Source organism: Deltaproteobacteria bacterium (genome assembly GCA_040223695.1).
Lineage (GTDB): Bacteria > Desulfobacterota_D > UBA1144 > Nemesobacterales > UBA2774 > JAVKFU01.
Genome location: JAVKFU010000007.1, coordinates 60,287 through 80,606, shown reverse-complemented (window position 1 = coordinate 80,606; position 20,320 = coordinate 60,287). Strand labels below are relative to the sequence as shown.

Here is a 20,320-nt window from a genome sequence, read left to right as displayed (position 1 = left end):
GCCGGGCAAATTGTTTAATGTTCCAGCTTTGAAATCTGGGAGGCGAGGTTTGTGAACGGATTCCCGCTCTGATCAGGCCCGAAATAAACCTTGCGCATATAGTCAAGAGCCCCTGAATAGAATTCAAATTCACGTGACAGCTTACTAAACATGATGGGATTACCCTTTCCCATTTCAAGGTCGAGCCTGGATACCAGGAAATAGGACTTCATCCCCTCGTTCAAATAGTACTGCAGGTATGAGCCGCTGTTAACGTAATCCCTGAAAACGCCGCTCATAAAAAGGGTAAAGTCTCCGACGTACTTTCTTACTTCTCTTTCGTAATCGTTATCTTCGACCGGAGTTTTTTTGCTCTCCAGAAGCATTTCTACAATAGTATGGATACGCTTGCCCTCTGAATCGCTCAATTTGTAAAGACTTTCGGTGCGGGCGAATTCGGTCAGCATTTCAGTGAGATATTTTGCTGCATCCCTGTCTTTTTCCTTTCCGAGATCGAGGAAACACGTATGTACCAGGTTGCTGAAGAATGATTTAATGGAAGAGGTTTTGATTTTCCTTATGTCCACCATGCTATTTTCACCTCGTCGTGTAGATTAAGTATAATACAAATTTAGCAAATGAGCCTGCCGGATGTCAACCTGAAATAAAATGTCATCGAGAGCATGACAGATAGCTATCCACAGACAATGGTGCGGGGCTTGGATAATACACTGAAAAATGAAGAGGGTGAATATATGGCCAGGATAAAAATGGAGTTTCCGGAAAGTTTTATATTCTCAACCGAAATCAATCTGAGAATAAGCGATATCAACTACGGCGGGCACCTGGGGCATGATTCAATCCTCTCGTTAACGCATGAGGCCAGGGTAAGGTTTTTTTACGACTACGGGTTCTCGGAGCTCGACGTTGACGGGCCGGGGATAGTAATGTCGGACGTCGCCGTAGTATATAAGTCGGAGAGCTTCTACGGCGAGATTATAATCATTGAGATAGCCGTTTGTGATTTTACGAAGTACGGCTGCGATTTGGTGTACAGGCTCAAGGAGAAAGAGACGGAAAGGGAGGTGGCTCTCGCCAAGACGGGGATCGTGTTCATGAACTACGAAGAGCGGAAGGTCGCTCCCGTGCCCGGGAGGTTCAGGGAGTTATTCGAGCCTGAGAAATATATGATAGAAATCCAGTCATAAATTCTATCGTAAACTGAATATACGGACTTGAAATCGGGTTAAGAAAAAGAGGGGAGGGCGACTCCCCTCTTTTTGCTTACTAATTGGAAATCTAATCTTACTTTTCTTTCTCTACAATCATAGCGATACCCATTCCGCCGCCGATACAAAGGGCCGCAAGACCGCGTTTCGCTTTCTTTCTCTTCTTCATTTCGTGTAGCAGCGTGACCAGGATTCTGGTTCCGGAAGCCCCAATCGGGTGACCGAGCGCGATTGCCCCGCCGTTTACGTTTATCTTGTCTTCCGGTACGGGTAAATCCCTCAGTACCGCAAGCGACTGAGCTGCAAACGCCTCGTTGAGCTCGAAAAGATCTATATCGTCTATAGAGAGCTTGGCTTTATCGAGCGCCTTCTGAATCGCGGGAACCGGGCCGATACCCATAATAGATGGGTCGACGCCCGCTACGGCGTAGGATACTATCGAAGCAACCGGTTTGAGTCCGAGTTCCTTTGCCTTTTTCTCGGAAGTAATCAGAACAGCCGCGGCGCCGTCGTTAATGCCCGATGCGTTTCCGGCGCTAACCGTTCCGCCCACTTTGAATACGGCTCTTAATCTCTGAAGCCCTTCCATTGTTGTATCCCCTTTCGGGTGCTCATCCTTTTGGAAAGAAACAGGGTCGGCCCTTCTCTGGGGGATCATAACCGGAACGATTTCGTCCTGGAATCTGTCACTGTCCATCGCTTCTTTACACTTCATCTGGCTCTTATATGCGAATTCGTCCTGTTCTTCCTTGGATATATTATATGCTTCGGCAAGGTTCTCGGCCGTAACACCCATATGGTAGTCGTTAAAAATGTCCCAGAGACCGTCGTAAACCATGCCGTCAACAATTTCGTCCTTGGGCATTCCCATTCTGTATCCGTAACGGGCTTTTTGCAGATAGAAGGGAGCCTGGTTCATGTTCTCTGTCCCTCCGGCGATTATTGCGTCCGCATCCCCGGCCTTTATAGCCTGCGCGCCGAGTACTATGGTCTGTATCCCCGATCCGCATACCCTGTTAACGGTAAGTGCCGGGGTTTCGATAGGGAGCCCCGCGCCGAGCGCTACCTGTCTCGAAATATTCATACCCTGACCGGCGCTGAGAATATTCCCCATAATACAGTCATCTATTTCTTTCGGGTCCACCCCGGTCCGGTCCAGTATCTCCTTCACAACGGTGGAACCGAGCTGGGTCGGACTGGTATCTTTTAATGTGCCGCCAAAAGCCCCAATTGCAGTTCTTAGCGGTTCGCTAATTACGACCTTCTGCATAGTTCTAGCCTCCTGATTATTAATTGTGTGATAAAGCTGTTTGTGGATTTTACATTAAGACTTTATATATGCAAGTTTGCCGTGACTCGTCTTGACAATGGTGCGGGGTTTGGTTATCCCGTTAAGTACGTTTTATTTCTTGGCTCTATATCTTACGGGGAGAATTAAGCGCGTTGCCCAGATTAACGGTAGGAGTTATTTTCGGCGGCAGATCGGTGGAGCATGAGATTTCTCTCCTCTCCGCGAAGTCAATAATAAAGCACGTAAACCCGGAAAAATTCGAAGTATTTCCCATATTCATCGACAAGAGCGGAATATGGCGCAGAGCGTCAATTGCCGCATGGTTAAAGGACGGAGAGCTTGAAGTCTCGGATAGCTCCTTTTTAGCCCCTTCTCTTAACCCGGAGAATCACGAGTTTTATGAGATATTCGGCGGGGAATTGCGTTCCGCGCACAGGGTCGACGTCATTTTCCCAGTGCTTCACGGGACGCATGGTGAAGACGGAGCGGTACAGGGCATGTTCGAGCTTATGGGTGTACCGTATGTAGGGGCTTCGGTGCTCGGGTCTTCCGTGGGAATGGACAAAATTATCATGAAGGCCGTGCTTAAGGATTCGGGTCTCCCTGTAGTGAGTTATACGGGATTTTACAAGCACGAATGGAAATCCGGCAGGGATATCTTAAGAAACAGGATTTTGCAGGAGATAGGAGTGCCGTGTTTCACAAAGTCGGCGGATCTGGGCTCAAGCGTGGGTATTACTAAAGTTAACTCTCCCGGAGAACTCGATAAAGCCGTTGATTTCTCCTGCCGGTTCTCCAGCAGGGTGCTCGTGGAGAAGGCGGTTCCAAAGCCCAGGGAGATTGAAATTAGTGTGCTCGGGAATGAGAATCCGATAGCATCATGCCCCGGCGAAGTGGTGCCGCACAGGGAATTTTACGATTACAGGGCAAAATATCTTGAGCAGGGGACGGGGCTTATTGCCCCCGCTGAGCTGGATGAGGGAACAACGGAAAGGCTTAGAGATTACGCGGTGAAAACATTTAAGGCGCTTGACTGCCGCGGTCTGGGCAGGGTGGATTTTCTTATAAACGGCGAGACCAACGAAATATATATAAGTGAAATCAATACCATGCCCGGATTTACACAGATAAGCATGTATCCCAGGCTGTGGGGTCTGAGCGGAATGGAATATCCCGATCTCGTATCCAGACTGATAGAGCTTGCACTTGAGACGAGTGAACTCAAGAACAGTCTGGAATCGGATATTGCGGAAAGCCAAAAACCCCTATAAAATCAATTCTTGTATTGTAACCGAGTAGTCTATCGACTTGGTTGATCGGACTTTTATTTCAACATCTGTTTAGATTTAATTATTGCATACGACATATCAAACGGGATTACCGTGCTTTTTTGACGGGTTAGTATCCCTGGGTCTCAATATGAATTCACCTAAGAAACCGGAAAGCCTCAAGAAAGAGCTCAAGCTTCTCGATGTGTATGCGCTCGCTACGGGTACTACGCTCAGCGCCGGGTTTTTTCTCCTTCCGGGTCTCGCGGCCGTTATGGCAGGACCGGCTATAGTACTGGCCTATCTGGTGGCGGCGCTTCCTATCATTCCCGCTACATTCAGCATAGTGGAGTTGACTACGGCCATGCCCAAGGCGGGGGGAGAATACTACTTCCTGGACAGGTCAATGGGTCCTCTCTTCGGTACGGTAGGAGGCCTGGGTAACTGGTTGGCTCTTGTGTTGAAGGTAGCTTTCGCATTGATCGGCATGGGAGTTTATGTAGGGCTTTTCATTCCCGACCTCCCTATCACCCCTGTAGCGATCGGCATTGCACTGGCTCTGGGGGTGCTCAATCTTATAGGCGCCAAAATAAGCGGGGGATTTCAAGTCATTGTGGTCCTTTTAATACTGGTATTCCTCATTGTCTTTCTCGGCGCGGGGGTTCCGGAAGTCAAATTGTCCCACTTTGACGGCTTCTTTGACTCGGGTCTGACGGGGGTTCTTGCGACGGCGGCCTTCGTGTATATAAGTTACGGCGGAATTACAAAGGTAACGAGCCTTTCTGAAGAAGTGGTGAACCCGGAACGCAATCTGCCGCTCGGAATTTTCCTGGCTCTTCTAACCGCGATAATTCTCTACGTTCTAGGAGCGGCTATTATGGTGGGAGTTGTGCCTATGGACAGGCTCGCGGGCGACCTCTCTCCGGTAGCCACACTCGGGGGCGTGATATTCGGCAAGGTAGGCATCGTAGCGGTGTCCGTAGCAGCGCTTCTGGGGTTCATCTCCGTCGCGAATTCGGGCACGATGAGTGCGTCCCGTTATCCGCTCGCCATGAGCCGCGATCTCATGATGCCGGGATTTTTACAAAAACTCGGCAACAATGGCATACCCTTCTACTCCATAATCGTAACCGTCGGCACAATTGTAGCTATTCTTCTCCTCCTGGATACATCAAAGATCGTAAAAATTGCGAGCGCCTTTCAGATACTGATGTTTACTCTAGTCTGTGTCGCCGTAATAGTGATGAGAGAGAGTAAAATCGAATCCTACGATCCAAGCTACCGTTCACCGCTCTATCCGTGGATGCAGATATTCGGCATTCTGGGAAGCCTGTGGCTTCTCGTTAATATGGGGGGATGGATAAAGATCGCCACGATAGCGATGGTTCTCGTGGGAGTGGTTTGGTATAAGTTCTATGTCAAGAATAAAGTTGTCAGGAGCGGCGCGATATATCATATGTTCGAGACGCTCGGCAGGTCCAGGTATGAGGGGCTCGACAGGGAGCTCAGAGGGATATTGAAAGAGAAAGAGCTCCGCAAGGAAGACCCGTTCGATGAGCTCGTGGCGAGGAGTTATGTTATCGATATCAACAGGCGGATGGAATTTGACGAGGTGGTGGAGCAGGCGAGCGTAATATTCTCCGAGCTGGCCAAAGAATCGTCCGATAGTCTTAGAAAAAGGTTTATGGAAGGCACATTGGTGGGTGCTACGCCTGTTTCGCATGAAGTCGCTCTACCGCATCTGCGTCTTGAAGGGCTGGCTCAAATGGAGATGGTAATGGTGCGTTCGAAGCCCGGAATCTACATCAAATTCAGGAATCCCGTCACCGATCAGGATGAGGAGCAAACACTTCGCGCGATATTTTTCCTGGCAAGTCCGCTCGATAATCCGTCTCAGCATCTGAGGATGCTGGCTCAGATCGCGCGCCATGTGGAGAACGAGGATTTTGCTAATGAGTGGGAGATGGCCGAGGATGAACAGCAGCTTAAGGAGGCCATACTCCATGACGAGAGGTTTCACTCTATATATGTACATAAGGACTCACCCACTGAATCCCTTATTGGCAGGCAGCTAAAGGAACTTAAAATGCCTGAGGGCAGTTTGATAGCCCTTATTCGACGCGGTGAGGAGATAATAATCCCGCGCGGGAATACGGTGCTTGAGGAAAACGACCGGATTACCGTGATAGGCGAGCCTTCAAGCATGAGAGAGTTTCACAAAAGGTATATAGGTTAGGGAAATTCTCAATCGGAAAGGGCGGCAACAACTTTTTCATCCCCTGACTGCTATTCTCATTTTTACTCCCCAAAGCAGCCTGCGGCTTTCGATCGTTTGCGAACCAAAATCAAGAATTAGGGTATATTTTATAATAGGCGGAATTAGAATTTAATAAGTGGTCTTGCCGTGGTTTCTGGATTATAAAATTTGAAGACTCTAAATCATTTGTCTTATCGTATTGTAGAGGAAATAGTATGAAAATATCTTTGCTGGCCCTTATTTTTTACCTGCTCACGGCATGCACTTTTGCATATTCATGGACGAATAATCCTGCGAAAGACGTGAAGAGCGACCCGGACGCTCTCATGCTTCGCTTCCCCGATGTAAGCGCGGACGAGATCGTTTTCGTCTATGCGGGGGACCTCTGGATAGTCCCGAGGGAAGGCGGTGTCGCGAGAAAGTTAACTTCCTCCCGCGGAAGCGAGCAATTCCCTAAATTCTCACCGGACGGCGGCAGGATAGCCTTCAGCGGAAATTACGACGGTAATACCGATGTGTATGTGATTTCGGCTGAAGGCGGGATTCCTTCAAGACTGACCCACCACCCGGATGACGACCTTGTCGTGGACTGGCACCCGGACGGAGATCATATACTGTTCCGGTCCAATATGCTGAGTCCTTCTAACCGTTTCAACCGTTTTTTCAGCCAGGCTGTAAATGGGGGTATGCCGGAAGTTCTTCCTCTTCCGTACGGCGAGTTCGGGAGCTTCAGTCCGGACGGCGGTCAGATGGCATTCGATTATTACTCTCCGATGAGGGGAGTATGGAAGCGCTATAAGGGCGGAATGGCGAGCGATATATGGATATATAAATTCGACGACAAGTCTGTAAAGAGGCTTACATCATACGAAGGGACGGACTTTCTGCCTATGTGGCACGGTAACAAAATATATTTTCTCTCAGACCAGGGGAAAGCGCACAGGCTCAACCTGTGGGTTCATGATCTCGAGACCGAAGAAACAAAGCAGATAACCACTTTCACGGATTACGACATAAGATGGTCGAGTCTCGGGCCGAAGGATATTGTTTTCGAGAACGGGGGGAAGCTCTTTCTGCTCCACCTGGCCGATGAAAGCATAAGCGAGGTTTCCGTTCAGGCTCCGTATGATTTGCCCGAGGTCAGGCCACGCCTGAAGGATCTGTCGAGATATATCGAAAATTTTTCCGTCTCACCCACGGGCAAGAGGGCATTGTTTGAAGCTCGCGGTGAGGTTGTCACCGTACCCGCCGGAGAGGGAGCCGTCCGTAATCTGACGGAAACCTCCGGTGTTGCGGAGCGTTTTCCCGTCTGGTCGAATGACGGTAAGTATATTGCGTATCTTTCCGATAAATCCGGAGAGTATGAGCTTTATTTGAGACTCAGCAACGGTGAGGGAGAGGAGACCAGAATTACAACGGACGGCGGCAGCTTTCGCTACAAGCCTCTGTGGTCCCCGGATAGCAGGAAAATTGCTTTCAGCGATAAGGCCGGGAGCCTCTACATTGTGGATATCGACAAGGGAGTTCCGGAGTTTGTGGATAAAGACGATCATGATAAAATCGACTTCTATTCGTGGTCTCCTGACAGCAGATGGGTAGCATATACAAAGAAAATGCCCAACGGTCTTAAATCCGTTTTCCTCTACGGTGCGGACACCAAAAATACTCACAAGGTCACAACCGATTTCTACAACCACAACTCCCCCGTATTCGATCCCGAGGGCAGGTATTTATACTACTATTCCGATACGAGCTTCAAGCCGGTTTACGGCGATATGGACGACACGTGGATATACCCTAACTCGACACAGATTTACGCAATTACTCTCAGGAAAGACATAATGTCTCCTCTGGCGCCCCGAGATGAAGAAGAGTACGTTTCGGATAATTCCGGAAAAATCTCAAATGGCGACAATAATAAAAATAAGGGCGGTAAAGTTGAAATCGACTTCGAAGGAATAGAAGAGCGGGCCGTAAAAATCCCCGTTGGCGCCGGGAATTTCGGGTCGCTGAGTTCGGTAAAAGGTAAAATTGTTTATTTGCGTTTTCCCCCGGCAGGGGTGGAAAATCATAATGGGCCCGGCGGAACGCTTCAGTATTTCGATTTGCAAGACAGGAGAGAAAAAACGGTTATCCCCAAGATAAGTGATTACGCAGTTTCCTCAAGCGGCGAAAAGGTTATTTACAGGTCGGGGGATAAATTCGGAATAATCGGTCTTGCGGAAGGTAAAAAACCGGGGGAGGGTCAAATCAACTTATCGGGAATGAAGTTTTTCATCGACCCCCGCGAGGAGTGGCGGCAGATTTTCAACGATGCGTGGCGTATTCAGCGGGACTTTTTCTACGATCCCAACATGCACGGGGTTGACTGGCAGGGGGTGAAGGAGAGATATGAAAAATTACTCCCCTTCGTTGTCAGTCGCGATGACTTAAACTATGTAATAAGCGAGATGATGGGGGAGCTAAATTCTTCTCACACCTATGTGAGCGGAGGTGACATTGAGGAGGCGGAGAGGGTTTCTGTCGGCCTTTTGGGCGCGGATCTGGAATTGGACGAGAAGAGGGAGGCCTACAGAATTAAAAGGATATATAAAGGCGGGGAGTTGAGCGCCGATGTCTATTCTCCGCTCGGGCAGCCGGGAGTAAAAGTAAAAGAAGGAGAATATCTGGTGGCTGTAAACGGAAACAATCTGGATGCGTCTGCCGACCCCTGGAAAGCGTTTCAGGGTCTTGAGGGAGAAACGGTGACGTTAACACTCGGTTCCGAACCCGACTCGAAAAATCCCCGGCAGATAACCGTGAAGCTCATATCGAGCGGCGAGGATAAGAAGCTCCGTTATCTTGACTGGATTGAAAATAACCGCAAAAGGGTTGAGGAGATGACCGGCGGTAAAGTGGGATACATATATCTGCCGGATACCGCTTGGCAGGGGCAGAACGAGCTTGTTCGTCAACTTACGCCGCAGGCCGGTAAGGAGGCGCTCATAATTGACGAGAGATTTAACGGCGGAGGGCAGGTGCCGGACCGCTTTATCGAGTTTCTCGATCGGCCGACCCTTAACTATTGGGCGGTGCGGGATTTTAAGGACTGGAGAACTCCGACACGTTCTCACACCGGCCCGAAGGCTATGATTATAAACGGATGGGCCGGGTCGGGAGGCGACGCCCTTCCATATTATTTTAAAAAAGCGGGACTCGGTCCACTGGTCGGGACGCGTACAATGGGCGGACTCATCGGTATAGGGGGTAATCCGGGCTTAATAGACGGCGGATTTGTCACGGCGCCTACTTACGCTTTCTGGAATTCGGACGGTAAATGGGAGGTAGAGGGATACGGTGTCGATCCCGACTACGAAGTCGATGACCTTCCCGGGAACCTTAACGAAACGGATGACCCTCAGTTGGACAGGGCTGTTGAAATCATTCTCGATCTTCTGGAAAAGAATCCTCGGGTAAAACCCGAGAGACCTGTCTACGAAGACAGATCCGGATCGGACTAATTTAAGTGAGAAGTCTGATAGCATTAATTACTCTACTGGCCGGGCTTCCCGGTCTCGCAGGTATCTACCTTCTGTACAAGCTAGGGAATCTCCCCGCGGGCGCTGTCATTATTGTGGTAAACGCGGTCGTCTTCAGAGGAATTTGCGGCACTGCAGGTGGTATGTTGCTCCTTAAGGGGAAGAGAGCGGGATATTATCTGACCGCAATCGTTTGGATATATCTTGTCACCGTTTCATTCATGACTATTATTCAGCTTTACAATAAAGGCGTCCTTCTTGACCCTGCGCTCATAATGGATAATTTCACCACATATGAAAAGGCGCTTGCCTGGGCGGCGGCAAAAATAATTATCGGCCTCCCGGTCTTATACTGGGTGCTCAACAGGCTCTATTATGGCCGCCTTAAGAGGTAACCATGTGTTAGAAGTACCTGGAGCCTTTGTTCGCTCGCAATTTAAACCCGTTTGAGTTCTACCTGCGTCCTAATAAGAAAATTCGTTTTGCTCATAGCCCTACAGAAAGTATACTTTTCTCTCTATAATCTAATTTCTGGAGATTAATCTTATGACCATGGCAGAAGAAAAGAACCATTCCGAAACGGCTACCTTCGCGGGCGGTTGTTTCTGGTGCATGCAGCCTCCCTTCGATAACCTTGAAGGTGTCATTTCAACTACTGTAGGTTATACGGGGGGCACCGAAAAGAATCCGAACTATCATGAGGTTTGTTACGGAATGACGGGGCATCTGGAATCGATTCAGATAGTTTTTGACCCCGCTCGTGTCTCTTATCATGAGCTCCTTGACGTTTTCTGGCTGAATGTGGACCCCACCGATGACGGAGGACAGTTTGTCGACAGGGGCCGTCATTACAAAACGGCCATCTTTTATCACGATGAAAAACAGAAAGAGGCCGCGGAGGAATCAAAGAAAAAACTCGCCGAGACCGGAAGATACAAGGCCCCCATAGTCACCGAAATCAGACCCGCCATGGAATTCTATCCCGCCGAGGATTATCATCAAGATTATTACCAAAAAAACCCGATCGGCTACGCTACGTACAAGGTGGGCTCGGGCAGAGACAGGTATATACAGCATATGAAAGATATAAAATAAATACACGTCCCGATTCCCCCTTATTCCATTGGAGAATGTCGGAGACGATTAAGATACGGGAGGACCAATTACATGGCCGATGAAAAGAGATGGTTCGAGAAACACGCACCTGAGATGGCGGAAGGGTGGTGGAGTTTTTACAATGCGGTTGAAGGAGAGACGGCGCTTGATAAAAAGACCAAGGCGCTTATAGCTGTTGCCGTTGCCACGCACGGAAGATGCCCGCACTGTACGGGATCAAGGATAAAAAAAGCGCTCGCCCTCGGGATAAGCAAACAGGAGATTGCTGAAGCGATTATGCACACGGCTCTCCTCTCCTCGGGAACGGAAATCTTCTGGGCAAAAGATGTCTTCGACAAGTATCTTGGTTGATAGCTGTTTACCGCAGGACTTATAAGAAGCATTGAGGTCGGGTGACCGATTAAGTTGCGGGAGGGCCTTTATAAAACTGTGCGGCGGTATTTCAGGTTAGCAGGCGCTCCGGGTTTTGAGCGAGATTTGCCCGGCTGGTTATGATGTTCCGTAATCGGAACACAGGTATCAGGAACCACAAATCGGGTGCCCGATTGCCGGAATTTATAAAATAAAGAAAATACTTTGTTGTTTTTCTTTTCATAGGTATAATCTTTTTTCCTCAGTCGGGGTGTAGCGCAGTTTGGAAGCGCGCGGCGCTTGGGACGCCGAGGTCGGAGGTTCGAGCCCTCTCACCCCGACCATTTATTTCTTCCCGATTCCCCCTTTCGTATCTACTGCCCTGTTATGTTCCGACCGGTTGGGGCTTTTATGTCGGGTGTCTTATAATCTGACAAGATGATTTATTAAGATCAGGTCATAACCGCCTTTTATCATACAACTATTTTTATGGTACTGGTATTGCTGTTATGTCTTTTTTAACAGACTGAAATGGCAGAATCTTGATTCCAGTTCTGCTCATCAGAACAGGTGCGGGGCCAGGTTATAATGACCGGGACCGGTTGTTGAATTAGATATATTTTGAAAATATGAGGAGGCGTAAAATGGAAGTAAGAGACTTAAGCAGCTACTCATTCGGCGGAGAGACCGAGTGTAATTTCGACGAGGCGGTAAAAAAGGTCACAGGGACGCTCAAGGAGCATGGGTTCGGCGTTCTGACCGAGATTGACGCACAGAAAGTGCTCAAAGAAAAACTCGGAGTGGACAGAAAGCCTTATAAGATTCTGGGAGCGTGTAATCCCGAATTCGCGCACAGGGCCATAGATATGGAGCCTCAACTGGGCACGCTTCTTCCGTGCAATGTTCTCGTCTACGAAAAGGATGACGGCGCTGTGGTCGTATGCGCGATGAATCCCGAGACTGCCTTAAACCTGACGGATAATCCTGGTATTGGGGAGATTGCGAAGGAAGTCAGAGAAAGGATACAAGCTGCTCTGAAGATGTTATAAATCGGTAACGGCAAAGTAGGTGTATGGTTTGTAAAGAAAGTTTGACGGAAAATCAGCGGCCCCTTGAGGTTACGGTTCCCTTGACAAGTTAATCAGACATATTTTATAGTGGGTCATGTGAAAGTCATGTTGTATTGAATGATTTGGCTTTACATATCAGAGGTAAAAACGGCTTTTCAGGATATGTAACATGACCTTGAAATTAACGGTTGTATTAATCTCGCTTCTCCTTCCGGTCATTTTAATTATCGGCTGTTCATCTACTAAATACGTTCGCGTTGAGGACTCTTCGGACCAAATAGTGAGCGGCTGCATACTGATGCTGCCCCCGGAAGAGGGGGAGTGGTACGTCGATAAACACTGGACTGAAATCCTCTACGGAGCTAACTACTGCGAGGACCGGCTCAGGCTCTCAAGCGGCGGAGGCAGTGACATTTATCATATCTATATTACCAGCGGTCTCAGGTCATGGAACGATAAGCTTAGCAATGAATACTTGCTTAGCTGGGTGAAAAATTATCATGAAAGACAGTTGTTGCAGAATAAGGAGTTGAATGTGAGGGTGAGTAATTACTCATCCGAGACGTGTAATGATCTGAAAGATATCTGTGTTAAGTCGAGCTATGAATTCGTCTCAGGGAAACGGCTTCAATTCAAGGCGGGCGGCCCGGCAACGACCTACGGAGGCCGTGCGCTTGATATCAGTGATAAGTATTTCTACGAGGTAGTTGAATTTTATGTATTCGAGGGGCCATATGATGTATCGGAGGAAATCGGGGATACTTTCTATTATGAAGTTATGTATGTGCATGTCTCGGTCGATGAGAACCGGGATCCACGCCTTGAAAGTAAGGCCTTAAATATACTTCAGAACATAACGCTCAATAGGAGCTGGGAGAAAAAGGGGGATACTTAGTCGGATTGACTATATTCTGTTTTAGGGTTTAAAGCACAATCGGCGTTGAATAAGAATAAAGAGAGGCTCCAGAGATAAGAATATAGAGTTGATAAAGCGTAATTTAGGAATGAGGGATTTACAGGGGTAGATCTGAGATCACAGCGTATCGTTCGGACCTCCTAATAACTGAGTGAAGTTGTCTAAATAGTTCTACAAAAGTCGGACTCGATGAAACTACTCCCCGATTAGCCGCCCTTCGGCTTCCCTGTCCCCGATGGGCATCTCTTCCCCGTTCGCTTCGTCCTCAAGACCGTATTCTTCGCCTTCCGGGGTGCCCGGGAGGTGCTCGGAGGCCTCCCCGGCAGTTTCGGATACGTCGCCTATTTCCTCGGACGCCCGGTCGTCGGATTCTGATACCTCACTTAGAGGCTCAGGGGCCGCTACATCTTCGCCAACCGGCTCCGACGCCTCTTCCGCTGTCTCGGAAAGCTCGCCTACCGGCTCCGCAGGTATGTCCTCAACGGGCATGGAAACCTCCCCTATGGGCTCGGACACCTGATTGAGTTCTTCCGTCTCCGGGTCGATCTGTACCAGTTCGCGCGTGGCTGAGGTACGGAAAACATCGGCTGAAACCTGAGAGATGTCGAATGTTAAAATAAAGGTCAAAGCCGCAATTGATAATGTGATATAAGGTGATAATCTCTTATTCTGATTCATATTTTTCTCCTTCCTGGCATTTCTTAACATATTCTTAACATAGATATGTATAATTCTAATGCTAAAGAAGTAAATTGTAACATCCAACCAATTTCTGATTGCCATTTATAATATAAATTGGATAGTTGAAATTTGAAAAAATATCTCGTTTAATATAATTTTTTGTATTCTCGTTGACCTGCCCGAATGAAGGTTAAAGGTGTTAGGAAATAAACTTAAATCATGCTTGCCTGAATTAAAGCTCCAATTCCTTGGGGTCTATTTAAGGGGGATGTTCGATTGAGGATGGAATTCAAATTGGCCGCATGCAGATTTAATCCCTTTAAATAACCCGGGTGAAAGAGTAGGATGAAAAAGCTTACGGGAAAAAAAGTATTAAAGATCAACGCCCCTTACGGGGGTATAAGCCTTAGGGACTACCACATCGAAAAACGAAGGCTCCAGCTTGAGCTGCTGACAATTCAGCAGAGGGTAGCAAAGCTGGGGGAACGTATGTGTATATGCTTCGATGGGCGCGACGCGGCGGGCAAGGGCTCTACAATACTGCGGTTCACGCAAAACCTTATGCCTAAATACTACGGTACCGTTGATCTTGGCATACCCACACAAAAAGAATCCAAGTACTGGTTCCACAGATACGAAAAGCACCTGCCGGAACCCGGTGAAATGGTTTTCTTCGACCGTTCTTGGTACAACCGTGCGTTGATAGAGCCTACGATGGGGTATTGCACAAAGAAACAGTATGAATACTTCATACATAAGGTTCTTGAATGGGAGCACCAGCTGATAGACGACGGACTCAAGCTCGTGAAATTTTATTTATCGGTTGATCCCGAACACCAGCTTTACAGGTTTCAGGAACGTCTGTCCGACCCGCTTAAGTTTTGGAAATTTTCGGAGAATGATTTTCATGCGAGAAAAAAATGGGAAACTTATACGAAATACAAAGAACAGATGTTCTCGCATACGGCGTCTGAAAAATCTCCCTGGGTACTGATTGATTCCAATTCCAGGAAAACGTCACGGCTCACATGTATGCTTTATGTTGTGAACCTCTACGGCAAGAAGAAATTTGTTCCTTTAACGGGAGAAGACGTAACCGAAATGCATAGTATTGAAATAAACGGAGTTGCATTTAACGGGTTAAACAAACTGCAGTATTCTGTGCTCAAAGAAATGGCTGATGAACAAAAACTAAACGCCAGGGAGCTTCTTACGGAACCGAGAAATGAATGAAGAAATTACGCTTTCCAACACTTTAAAATTGCCGCGCGTGAGGTCCGCGGGCGGTCTTGTATATAACGACAACTACCACATACTGCTTATATTCAAACGCGGGAAATGGGACTTGCCTAAAGGCCGGTTCGAAATGGATTCAGACCCTGTCGAAACCGCCTTGAGAGAAATAAGTGAAGAGACAGGACTTGATAAAAACAAGCTGACGGTTCAGGGCAGATTGGTTTCTACGTGGCATACCACAAGGCACCAAAAGATAAAATATCTGAAAAAGACCTTATGGTATCTTGTACATTATCATGGTGAAGATTCCGATGTCGCGCCCCAGATAGAAGAGGGTATAATTGAATGCCGCTGGGTGCATTTGCCCGACCTGGATAAGTACAGGCCGTTGCTTCTCGCAAGGATAGAGTACGTGATCGATTTTTGGTTGCAGAATCTTGCGTACGCCCCCCGATATTAATCTTAATCGGAATTGCGCCGCGATTTCGCCAAGGGCTGATTATGAATCAGAAGGACGTGTTTTAATGAAAAAAAATTATATAGAGACTCGTTATGCGCGGTTGATTGATGAATCAAAGCCTTCTACTCGCGGGTTTTTGAGGTCCGATGACTTTAAGGCCTGGGGGAAAAGCGCGCTTAAATTGATAGATGAAATGTGCGGCGTAACTAGCATGTATTACACAACATTCTTGCGTACACATCATGAGGCGCTTGTGATCGGCACAGAAGACGCCAGATTCCCTACCCATGTGTCGCTATGCATAAGCATATTAAAGTCAGCTTACCAGGAATTCGTCCGGGAATCCGATTGAGAACCTCAATTTATAAATATGGGCTAAAGAGTGGAGTTCCGTTATTTATAAAAAATCCGAACTGATTTTGCGGATTAATTTAGTTCTCGCGGATTATCCGGTTTCGGCTTATTAAACAACTGTGTTCCCGGAAGCACTAAAATCAGACCCGGAGGGTTGGATTACCCGACGAAGCTAATACGGTGTGTATAACCGGCTTTCCCTATGTCTTGTTTAGTCTACCCACTTTCTCCTTATAGATTTCCTGCAGGCGGTTATCCGTTCCTTTAATCAGCTTTATGCCCATTTTACCGGGCATGTTGCCGAGTCTGTGTTTTGACCACCTTACAACACCCTCGACTATTATCTCCGAGTTTTCCTCTTCTCCCGATCCGGTCTCGTCCGGGATGCTTATTACTATACGCGTCCCTGGCGGGTAAATGTTACGTGACTCAATTTTAAGACCGTGGTCGGAAAAATCTGACGTATATGCCAGCAATGTGGGCTGCGTTTTACCCAGCTTGATTCTTTTTCTATATGGGATTCTTCTCGAATCTCTTTTCTGTACCATAACTATTCCTGTGGTAATTATAATCCCGATTCTTATTAGAATAAGAAAAAATTATTTTTCCGAGTATTGGAGCGGCGGTGATTGCGGTAATATAGCAATCTGAATTAACAATATCAAATGGATACTCGAAAATTATACCTAAACACAATTGCTAAATTTACAGCTGATTGTAATTATGGCAAACTATTTAGAACTGTAATTCATTTCCTTAACGTAAATTTACTTAATAGAAATTTAATGTGCGAATAATCAGTTATACCTCTATATTATTTGGGAGCCTCAAATTATTTTTTTTGATCTTCCTTTTCAGCTTTTCCGTCACATTCGCTCAGGACTCAAATGATTGGAAAAGTGATTGGGCGGTTGAAAACAACTTTTCGATCAGCATAGACACTGAGGGTTACCACTTGCCTTCAGCCATTGCCTTTATCCCGAACCCCGGCAAAAAACCCAAGGATCCGCTATATTTCGTGACTGAACTCAGGGGGAGAGTGAAGGTAGTTACAAACGACCGGACTATTTATACTTTCTCTGAGGATTTCTTCAAGTTAAAGCCTTCTGAGGAACTGCCTGCATTAGCGGGCGAGCTAGGCTTGGCCGGTATATGTCTCGATCCGGCAAGCGGTTACGTATTCGTCACTTTTGCCTATCAGGATGCAAATAACATACTGCGGAATAATATAGTCAGGTTTCAATCCAAGCCCGGGATATTTTCTCTCAAGCCAGCTTCCATGCTAAGTTTTACAGAAGTTTTCTCCAGAGATCAATCGAGTCCGTCTCACCAGATTGGGGGTTGTCAAATTTACGACGATTTACTTTATGTCAGCGTAGGCAATGGATATGACAATATCAAGAGTCAAAGTATTGATTCTACTCTTGGAAAGGTGCTTCGCATGACGCTCGATGGAAAGCCTCTTCCGGACAACCCTTTTTATGTTGATAACGATATCAAGAAGGCCAGAAATTATGTATGGGCTTATGGTTTTAGAAATCCGTTCGGATTAAAAGTTTTGAAAGACAGAGTCTTTGTAGTGGAAAACGGTAAGGACGCGGACAAATTCCTTGAAGTCCAAGAAGGCGAAAACTACCTTTGGGATGGCACTGATTGGAGCATAGGGATTAATTCTGCTGCTGTCTTTGCGCCTGCCGTTGGTCCGGTACAAATGGATTACTATAAAGAAAACCTGGATATATTCCCCGAAAAATTTAAGGGGAAATTCTACGTAGCGCTTAGCGGTACTACGGGTAAAGCCGGTCCTGATTTGGACGGAGGGAAAAGCATTATAATGCTTGATTACAGCCTCAATGAAAGCAGGATGTTAAGTGTTCCTAAACATTTTTTAAAGTATATTGGTAGCGGGTTGCAAATTGTCGTCGGCGTCGGATTAGGACCGGATGGGCTATATTTCGTCCCCCTTATGCCGGACTCAGTTGGACGAAGTTCGGTATTCAAGGTCATTTACGACAAAAACAAAGCACACCCATACCTTTTGAATGAATTTACAACTGCTCCAGCCTTAATGGCAGATAAAGGGTGTTTTAGATGTCATACCTTGTACGAATATGGCTTTGGTACTCTCGGTCCGGCCCTTGATAGGGATCCTATGATTTCAAGAATTGAAGAAAGACTCGATTCTCAGGAGTATGCTGAATCCGTTAAAAAATTAGACCTCCTCGAGGAAGAGCCTTATCTGAATTTTAGAGAAGCCAGAAAAGAGGTGCTGGAGAAGAAAGGGATCGATAAGGTTAGGATTTGGATCAAGTATCATTTGCTTGAGCCGAAGTTTGATAATCCCCGGTCACAAATGCCCAATTTAGGGCTTTCTGAACATGAAGCCGTTTTAATAACAGACCATCTGGTGCCGGAAGAAAGCTTAAGAGTTAAAATAAGAAGATTACTAAGGCAGCTAATCCCGCGGCTAACATACAAGTATATGCTTTATTCATTTATAGTTGGGTTTGTCTTTTCATTTCTGTTAATATCTCTTCTACTCGCTGTTACGTACAGATTCTACCGGAAAAGGCGATAATCTCTCATGGGGCTATGATTTTTTCAGTATGCTAGGGGGGAGCTTTACGGTTCTTGACTGCTTTGACGATTAATCCATTCAAAAAAACTCTGAGTAAGAATTTCATTTTATTTGTTGTGTTTACTGGTCTCTGGGTCGCAGGCACAAGAGGCTCCTACAGCCAGGTTGTATCTCCGGATAACGAAGAGGCCCTCGACCCTGTAGTGGTAACCGGAACGGCTTACCCGACTACTCTCGGGAGAAGCACTGCGAGTGTAACTGTTATTACACGGGAGGAAATAGAAGCGCGGCGTGCCGATACTGTCTCAGAGCTCCTTCAGCGGGTGCCGGGTCTTTATGTAGATCAGCCGGCGTCGCGTGGCGGCGTAACCTCCGTTTACATACGCGGAGGAGATCCGAATTTTACACTTGTCCTGATAGACGGCGTAAAGGTCAACGACCCTACGAACAGCCGCGGCGGTTCATTTGATTTCTCAACCCTGAGTACAGATAATATCGAGAGAATTGAGGTCGTACGCGACCCTATGTCTTCGATCTACGGCTCAGACGCCCTAAGTGGTGTTATCAACATCATCACCAAAAAGGGGAAGGGCAAAACTCGAATCAGTCCTGAATTCTCAGGGGGACGGTACGGACAGTACCGATTTCTAGCTGGTATGTCGGGCTCGCCCGATATATTGAGTTATTCATTCACAGGCTCCTATATTGACGAAGGAGAGCAGGTTGAAGGGAGTAAATTCAAAAGCCCCACGTTCAATGCGAACCTCGGACTGTTTAGCACGGACACCGTAGAGATAAATTCCACGTTGAGGTATTCGCATATCGACAGCTCCAGTTTTCCTGATGATAGCGGGGGGCCTGAATTCGCCGTTATACGCTCGGTAGATGAGCGGAATATCGATCAATTTCTGTTGGGGATTAAGCTCGTCCACGTGCCTTTCGAGTGGTGGGATTATGAGGTCAAATTCGGATTCTACTACAATAAGGAAAAATTTTCCTCTCCAGGCGTGGCGCCTGGTATTCGCGATCCTCTCGGGATACCGCCGAATGAATCCGACACCAAATTCTCACGATATGATGTTAACCTGATAAACAGATTCTCCCTTTACGATACATTGGACCTTGTAGCAGGTTTTGAAACTGAGATAGACGACGGTTCAGGCAGCGGGACGTTATTCGGAGAAATTCCCGTATCTACGGGATTCGACCTTAACAGATACATTCTGTCGCCGTATCTGGAGTTGCACTGGGCTATGCTTGAGGACCTAACTCTGGTATTGGGCTCACGGGTCGATTTTCCCAAGGACTTCGACTCCGAGTTCAGTCCGAGAGTAGGAGTTTCTTATAAGATCAAAGCGACCGATACGATTCTAAGGGCTAACTGGGGAGAGGGATTCAAGCTCCCCAGTTTTTTCGCACTCTCAAATCCTATAGTCGGAAACCCCGGGCTTGATCCTGAGAAGAGCAGAAGCATCGATCTGGGTATTAATCAGTTTATCTGGGATGGGAGGGTCGAGGCCTTGCTAAATTTTTATTATAGTGAATATCAGAATCTAATTGATTTTGATGAAGGACCTCCCCCGAGGCTTGTAAACCGCTCACGAGTAACTATCAAGGGTTTCGAATTCATAATTGAGGCCGAGTCTTGGAAGAAGCTGAAGCTGAACGGGAATCTGACATATGCGGCCAGCGATATAAAAGGGACGAATGAGGTGCTCAGAAACCGCCCGAGATGGTGGGGAGGATTCTCTATTTTATTTCGGCCGACAAGGGTATTTGACATCAATATAGACGCACTTTTTGTAGGTAAAGTATTTGATTCTTCGATCCCTACAGGGGATGTGACTCTCGATTCTTATTCTGTATTTGATCTTGCTGCTACATGGAATCCTCATAAAAAGATGAGAATTTTTCTGGCTGTAGACAATCTTTTTAATGAACGATACGAACAGTTTGTCGGATTTCCAGCGCCGGGAATAAGTCCGAGAGCCGGGGTCAAACTTACATTCTGAAAAT

Annotated in this window: 18 protein-coding genes and 1 tRNA gene; 15 read left to right on the top strand and 4 right to left on the bottom strand. The window is 47.0% G+C overall.

Going from position 1 to position 20,320, the window contains the following annotated elements:
• Positions 1–14: 14 nt before the first annotated feature.
• Positions 15–569, bottom strand: coding sequence for a hypothetical protein (locus tag RIG61_01200; GenBank protein ID MEQ9617774.1), 555 nt, complete (start codon positions 567–569; stop codon positions 15–17).
• A 165-nt stretch (positions 570–734) separates the two neighbouring features.
• Between RIG61_01200 and RIG61_01195 the strand changes: the two genes are divergently transcribed.
• On the top strand, positions 735–1,187 hold the full coding sequence (locus RIG61_01195; protein ID MEQ9617773.1) for a thioesterase family protein: 453 nt from the start codon (positions 735–737) through the stop codon (positions 1,185–1,187).
• A gap of 97 nt (positions 1,188–1,284) precedes the next feature.
• On the opposite strand, the gene RIG61_01190 is transcribed toward RIG61_01195, so the two are convergent.
• On the bottom strand, positions 1,285–2,478 hold the full coding sequence (locus RIG61_01190; GenBank protein ID MEQ9617772.1) for an acetyl-CoA C-acetyltransferase: 1,194 nt from the start codon (positions 2,476–2,478) through the stop codon (positions 1,285–1,287).
• Between the two features lie 173 nt (positions 2,479–2,651).
• Between RIG61_01190 and RIG61_01185 the strand changes: the two genes are divergently transcribed.
• The 9 genes from RIG61_01185 (at position 2,652) to RIG61_01145 (ending at position 12,974) form a co-directional block, all read left to right on the top strand.
• Positions 2,652–3,770, top strand: coding sequence for a D-alanine--D-alanine ligase family protein (locus RIG61_01185; GenBank protein ID MEQ9617771.1), 1,119 nt, complete (start codon positions 2,652–2,654; stop codon positions 3,768–3,770).
• Between the two features lie 148 nt (positions 3,771–3,918).
• Positions 3,919–6,003, top strand: a complete 2,085-nt coding sequence (locus tag RIG61_01180) for an amino acid permease (protein ID MEQ9617770.1) — start codon at positions 3,919–3,921, stop codon at positions 6,001–6,003.
• Positions 6,004–6,239: 236 nt separating this feature from the next.
• Positions 6,240–9,524 carry a PDZ domain-containing protein gene (locus tag RIG61_01175; protein ID MEQ9617769.1) on the top strand — a complete coding sequence of 1,095 codons (3,285 nt, stop codon included), beginning with the start codon at positions 6,240–6,242 and terminating at the stop codon, positions 9,522–9,524.
• A 5-nt stretch (positions 9,525–9,529) separates the two neighbouring features.
• Positions 9,530–9,937, top strand: a complete 408-nt coding sequence (locus tag RIG61_01170; GenBank protein MEQ9617768.1) for a hypothetical protein — start codon at positions 9,530–9,532, stop codon at positions 9,935–9,937.
• A 151-nt stretch (positions 9,938–10,088) separates the two neighbouring features.
• Entirely contained in the window at positions 10,089–10,637 is a 549-nt protein-coding gene (gene msrA / locus RIG61_01165; protein MEQ9617767.1) for a peptide-methionine (S)-S-oxide reductase MsrA, read from the top strand.
• Positions 10,638–10,709: 72 nt separating this feature from the next.
• Positions 10,710–11,009, top strand: a complete 300-nt coding sequence (locus tag RIG61_01160) for a carboxymuconolactone decarboxylase family protein (GenBank protein ID MEQ9617766.1) — start codon at positions 10,710–10,712, stop codon at positions 11,007–11,009.
• 267 nt (positions 11,010–11,276) lie between these two features.
• A tRNA-Pro gene (locus tag RIG61_01155) sits at positions 11,277–11,353 on the top strand.
• Positions 11,354–11,653: 300 nt separating this feature from the next.
• Positions 11,654–12,058, top strand: a complete 405-nt coding sequence (locus tag RIG61_01150) for a DUF302 domain-containing protein (protein ID MEQ9617765.1) — start codon at positions 11,654–11,656, stop codon at positions 12,056–12,058.
• Between the two features lie 190 nt (positions 12,059–12,248).
• The gene (locus tag RIG61_01145; GenBank protein ID MEQ9617764.1) at positions 12,249–12,974 is read left to right on the top strand and encodes a hypothetical protein; all 726 of its coding nucleotides are present in this window, start codon (positions 12,249–12,251) and stop codon (positions 12,972–12,974) included.
• Between the two features lie 216 nt (positions 12,975–13,190).
• Here the strand turns inward: RIG61_01145 and RIG61_01140 are convergent, their stop codons facing one another.
• Positions 13,191–13,673, bottom strand: a complete 483-nt coding sequence (locus tag RIG61_01140) for a hypothetical protein (GenBank protein ID MEQ9617763.1) — start codon at positions 13,671–13,673, stop codon at positions 13,191–13,193.
• 348 nt (positions 13,674–14,021) lie between these two features.
• On the opposite strand from RIG61_01140, the gene RIG61_01135 reads away from it, so the two are divergent.
• The 3 genes from RIG61_01135 to RIG61_01125 all read left to right on the top strand — a co-directional run bounded on the left by RIG61_01135 (position 14,022) and on the right by RIG61_01125 (position 15,724).
• The gene (locus RIG61_01135; protein ID MEQ9617762.1) at positions 14,022–14,909 is read left to right on the top strand and encodes a polyphosphate kinase; all 888 of its coding nucleotides are present in this window, start codon (positions 14,022–14,024) and stop codon (positions 14,907–14,909) included.
• Entirely contained in the window at positions 14,902–15,372 is a 471-nt protein-coding gene (locus tag RIG61_01130) for an NUDIX hydrolase (protein MEQ9617761.1), read from the top strand. Before RIG61_01135 ends, RIG61_01130 begins: the two co-directional genes overlap by 8 nt.
• A gap of 64 nt (positions 15,373–15,436) precedes the next feature.
• The gene (locus RIG61_01125; GenBank protein MEQ9617760.1) at positions 15,437–15,724 is read left to right on the top strand and encodes a hypothetical protein; all 288 of its coding nucleotides are present in this window, start codon (positions 15,437–15,439) and stop codon (positions 15,722–15,724) included.
• Positions 15,725–15,926: 202 nt separating this feature from the next.
• Here RIG61_01125 and RIG61_01120 read toward each other — a convergent pair whose 3' ends face one another.
• Positions 15,927–16,274 (bottom strand): PilZ domain-containing protein, encoded by a 348-nt coding sequence (locus tag RIG61_01120; protein MEQ9617759.1) that lies wholly within the window; start codon positions 16,272–16,274, stop codon positions 15,927–15,929.
• A gap of 407 nt (positions 16,275–16,681) precedes the next feature.
• On the opposite strand from RIG61_01120, the gene RIG61_01115 reads away from it, so the two are divergent.
• Together RIG61_01115 and RIG61_01110 are read left to right on the top strand one after the other, a co-directional pair.
• Positions 16,682–18,304, top strand: coding sequence for a PQQ-dependent sugar dehydrogenase (locus RIG61_01115; protein MEQ9617758.1), 1,623 nt, complete (start codon positions 16,682–16,684; stop codon positions 18,302–18,304).
• A 53-nt stretch (positions 18,305–18,357) separates the two neighbouring features.
• Complete coding sequence (locus RIG61_01110) at positions 18,358–20,316, top strand: TonB-dependent receptor (protein ID MEQ9617757.1); 1,959 nt, start codon at positions 18,358–18,360, stop codon at positions 20,314–20,316.
• Positions 20,317–20,320 lie beyond the last annotated feature (4 nt).

Bases quoted from the DNA above. Each gene is read 5' to 3' on its own strand.
- RIG61_01200 (MEQ9617774.1), bottom strand. From the start codon at position 569: ATGGTGGACATAAGGAAAATCAAAACCTCTTCCATTAAATCATTCTTC.
- RIG61_01195 (MEQ9617773.1), top strand. From the start codon at position 735: ATGGCCAGGATAAAAATGGAGTTTCCGGAAAGTTTTATATTCTCAACC.
- RIG61_01190 (MEQ9617772.1), bottom strand. From the start codon at position 2,478: ATGCAGAAGGTCGTAATTAGCGAACCGCTAAGAACTGCAATTGGGGCT.
- RIG61_01180 (MEQ9617770.1), top strand. From the start codon at position 3,919: ATGAATTCACCTAAGAAACCGGAAAGCCTCAAGAAAGAGCTCAAGCTT.
- RIG61_01175 (MEQ9617769.1), top strand. From the start codon at position 6,240: ATGAAAATATCTTTGCTGGCCCTTATTTTTTACCTGCTCACGGCATGC.
- msrA (MEQ9617767.1), top strand. From the start codon at position 10,089: ATGACCATGGCAGAAGAAAAGAACCATTCCGAAACGGCTACCTTCGCG.
- RIG61_01160 (MEQ9617766.1), top strand. From the start codon at position 10,710: ATGGCCGATGAAAAGAGATGGTTCGAGAAACACGCACCTGAGATGGCG.
- RIG61_01150 (MEQ9617765.1), top strand. From the start codon at position 11,654: ATGGAAGTAAGAGACTTAAGCAGCTACTCATTCGGCGGAGAGACCGAG.
- RIG61_01145 (MEQ9617764.1), top strand. From the start codon at position 12,249: ATGACCTTGAAATTAACGGTTGTATTAATCTCGCTTCTCCTTCCGGTC.
- RIG61_01140 (MEQ9617763.1), bottom strand. From the start codon at position 13,673: ATGAATCAGAATAAGAGATTATCACCTTATATCACATTATCAATTGCG.
- RIG61_01135 (MEQ9617762.1), top strand. From the start codon at position 14,022: ATGAAAAAGCTTACGGGAAAAAAAGTATTAAAGATCAACGCCCCTTAC.
- RIG61_01130 (MEQ9617761.1), top strand. From the start codon at position 14,902: ATGAATGAAGAAATTACGCTTTCCAACACTTTAAAATTGCCGCGCGTG.
- RIG61_01125 (MEQ9617760.1), top strand. From the start codon at position 15,437: ATGAAAAAAAATTATATAGAGACTCGTTATGCGCGGTTGATTGATGAA.
- RIG61_01120 (MEQ9617759.1), bottom strand. From the start codon at position 16,274: ATGGTACAGAAAAGAGATTCGAGAAGAATCCCATATAGAAAAAGAATC.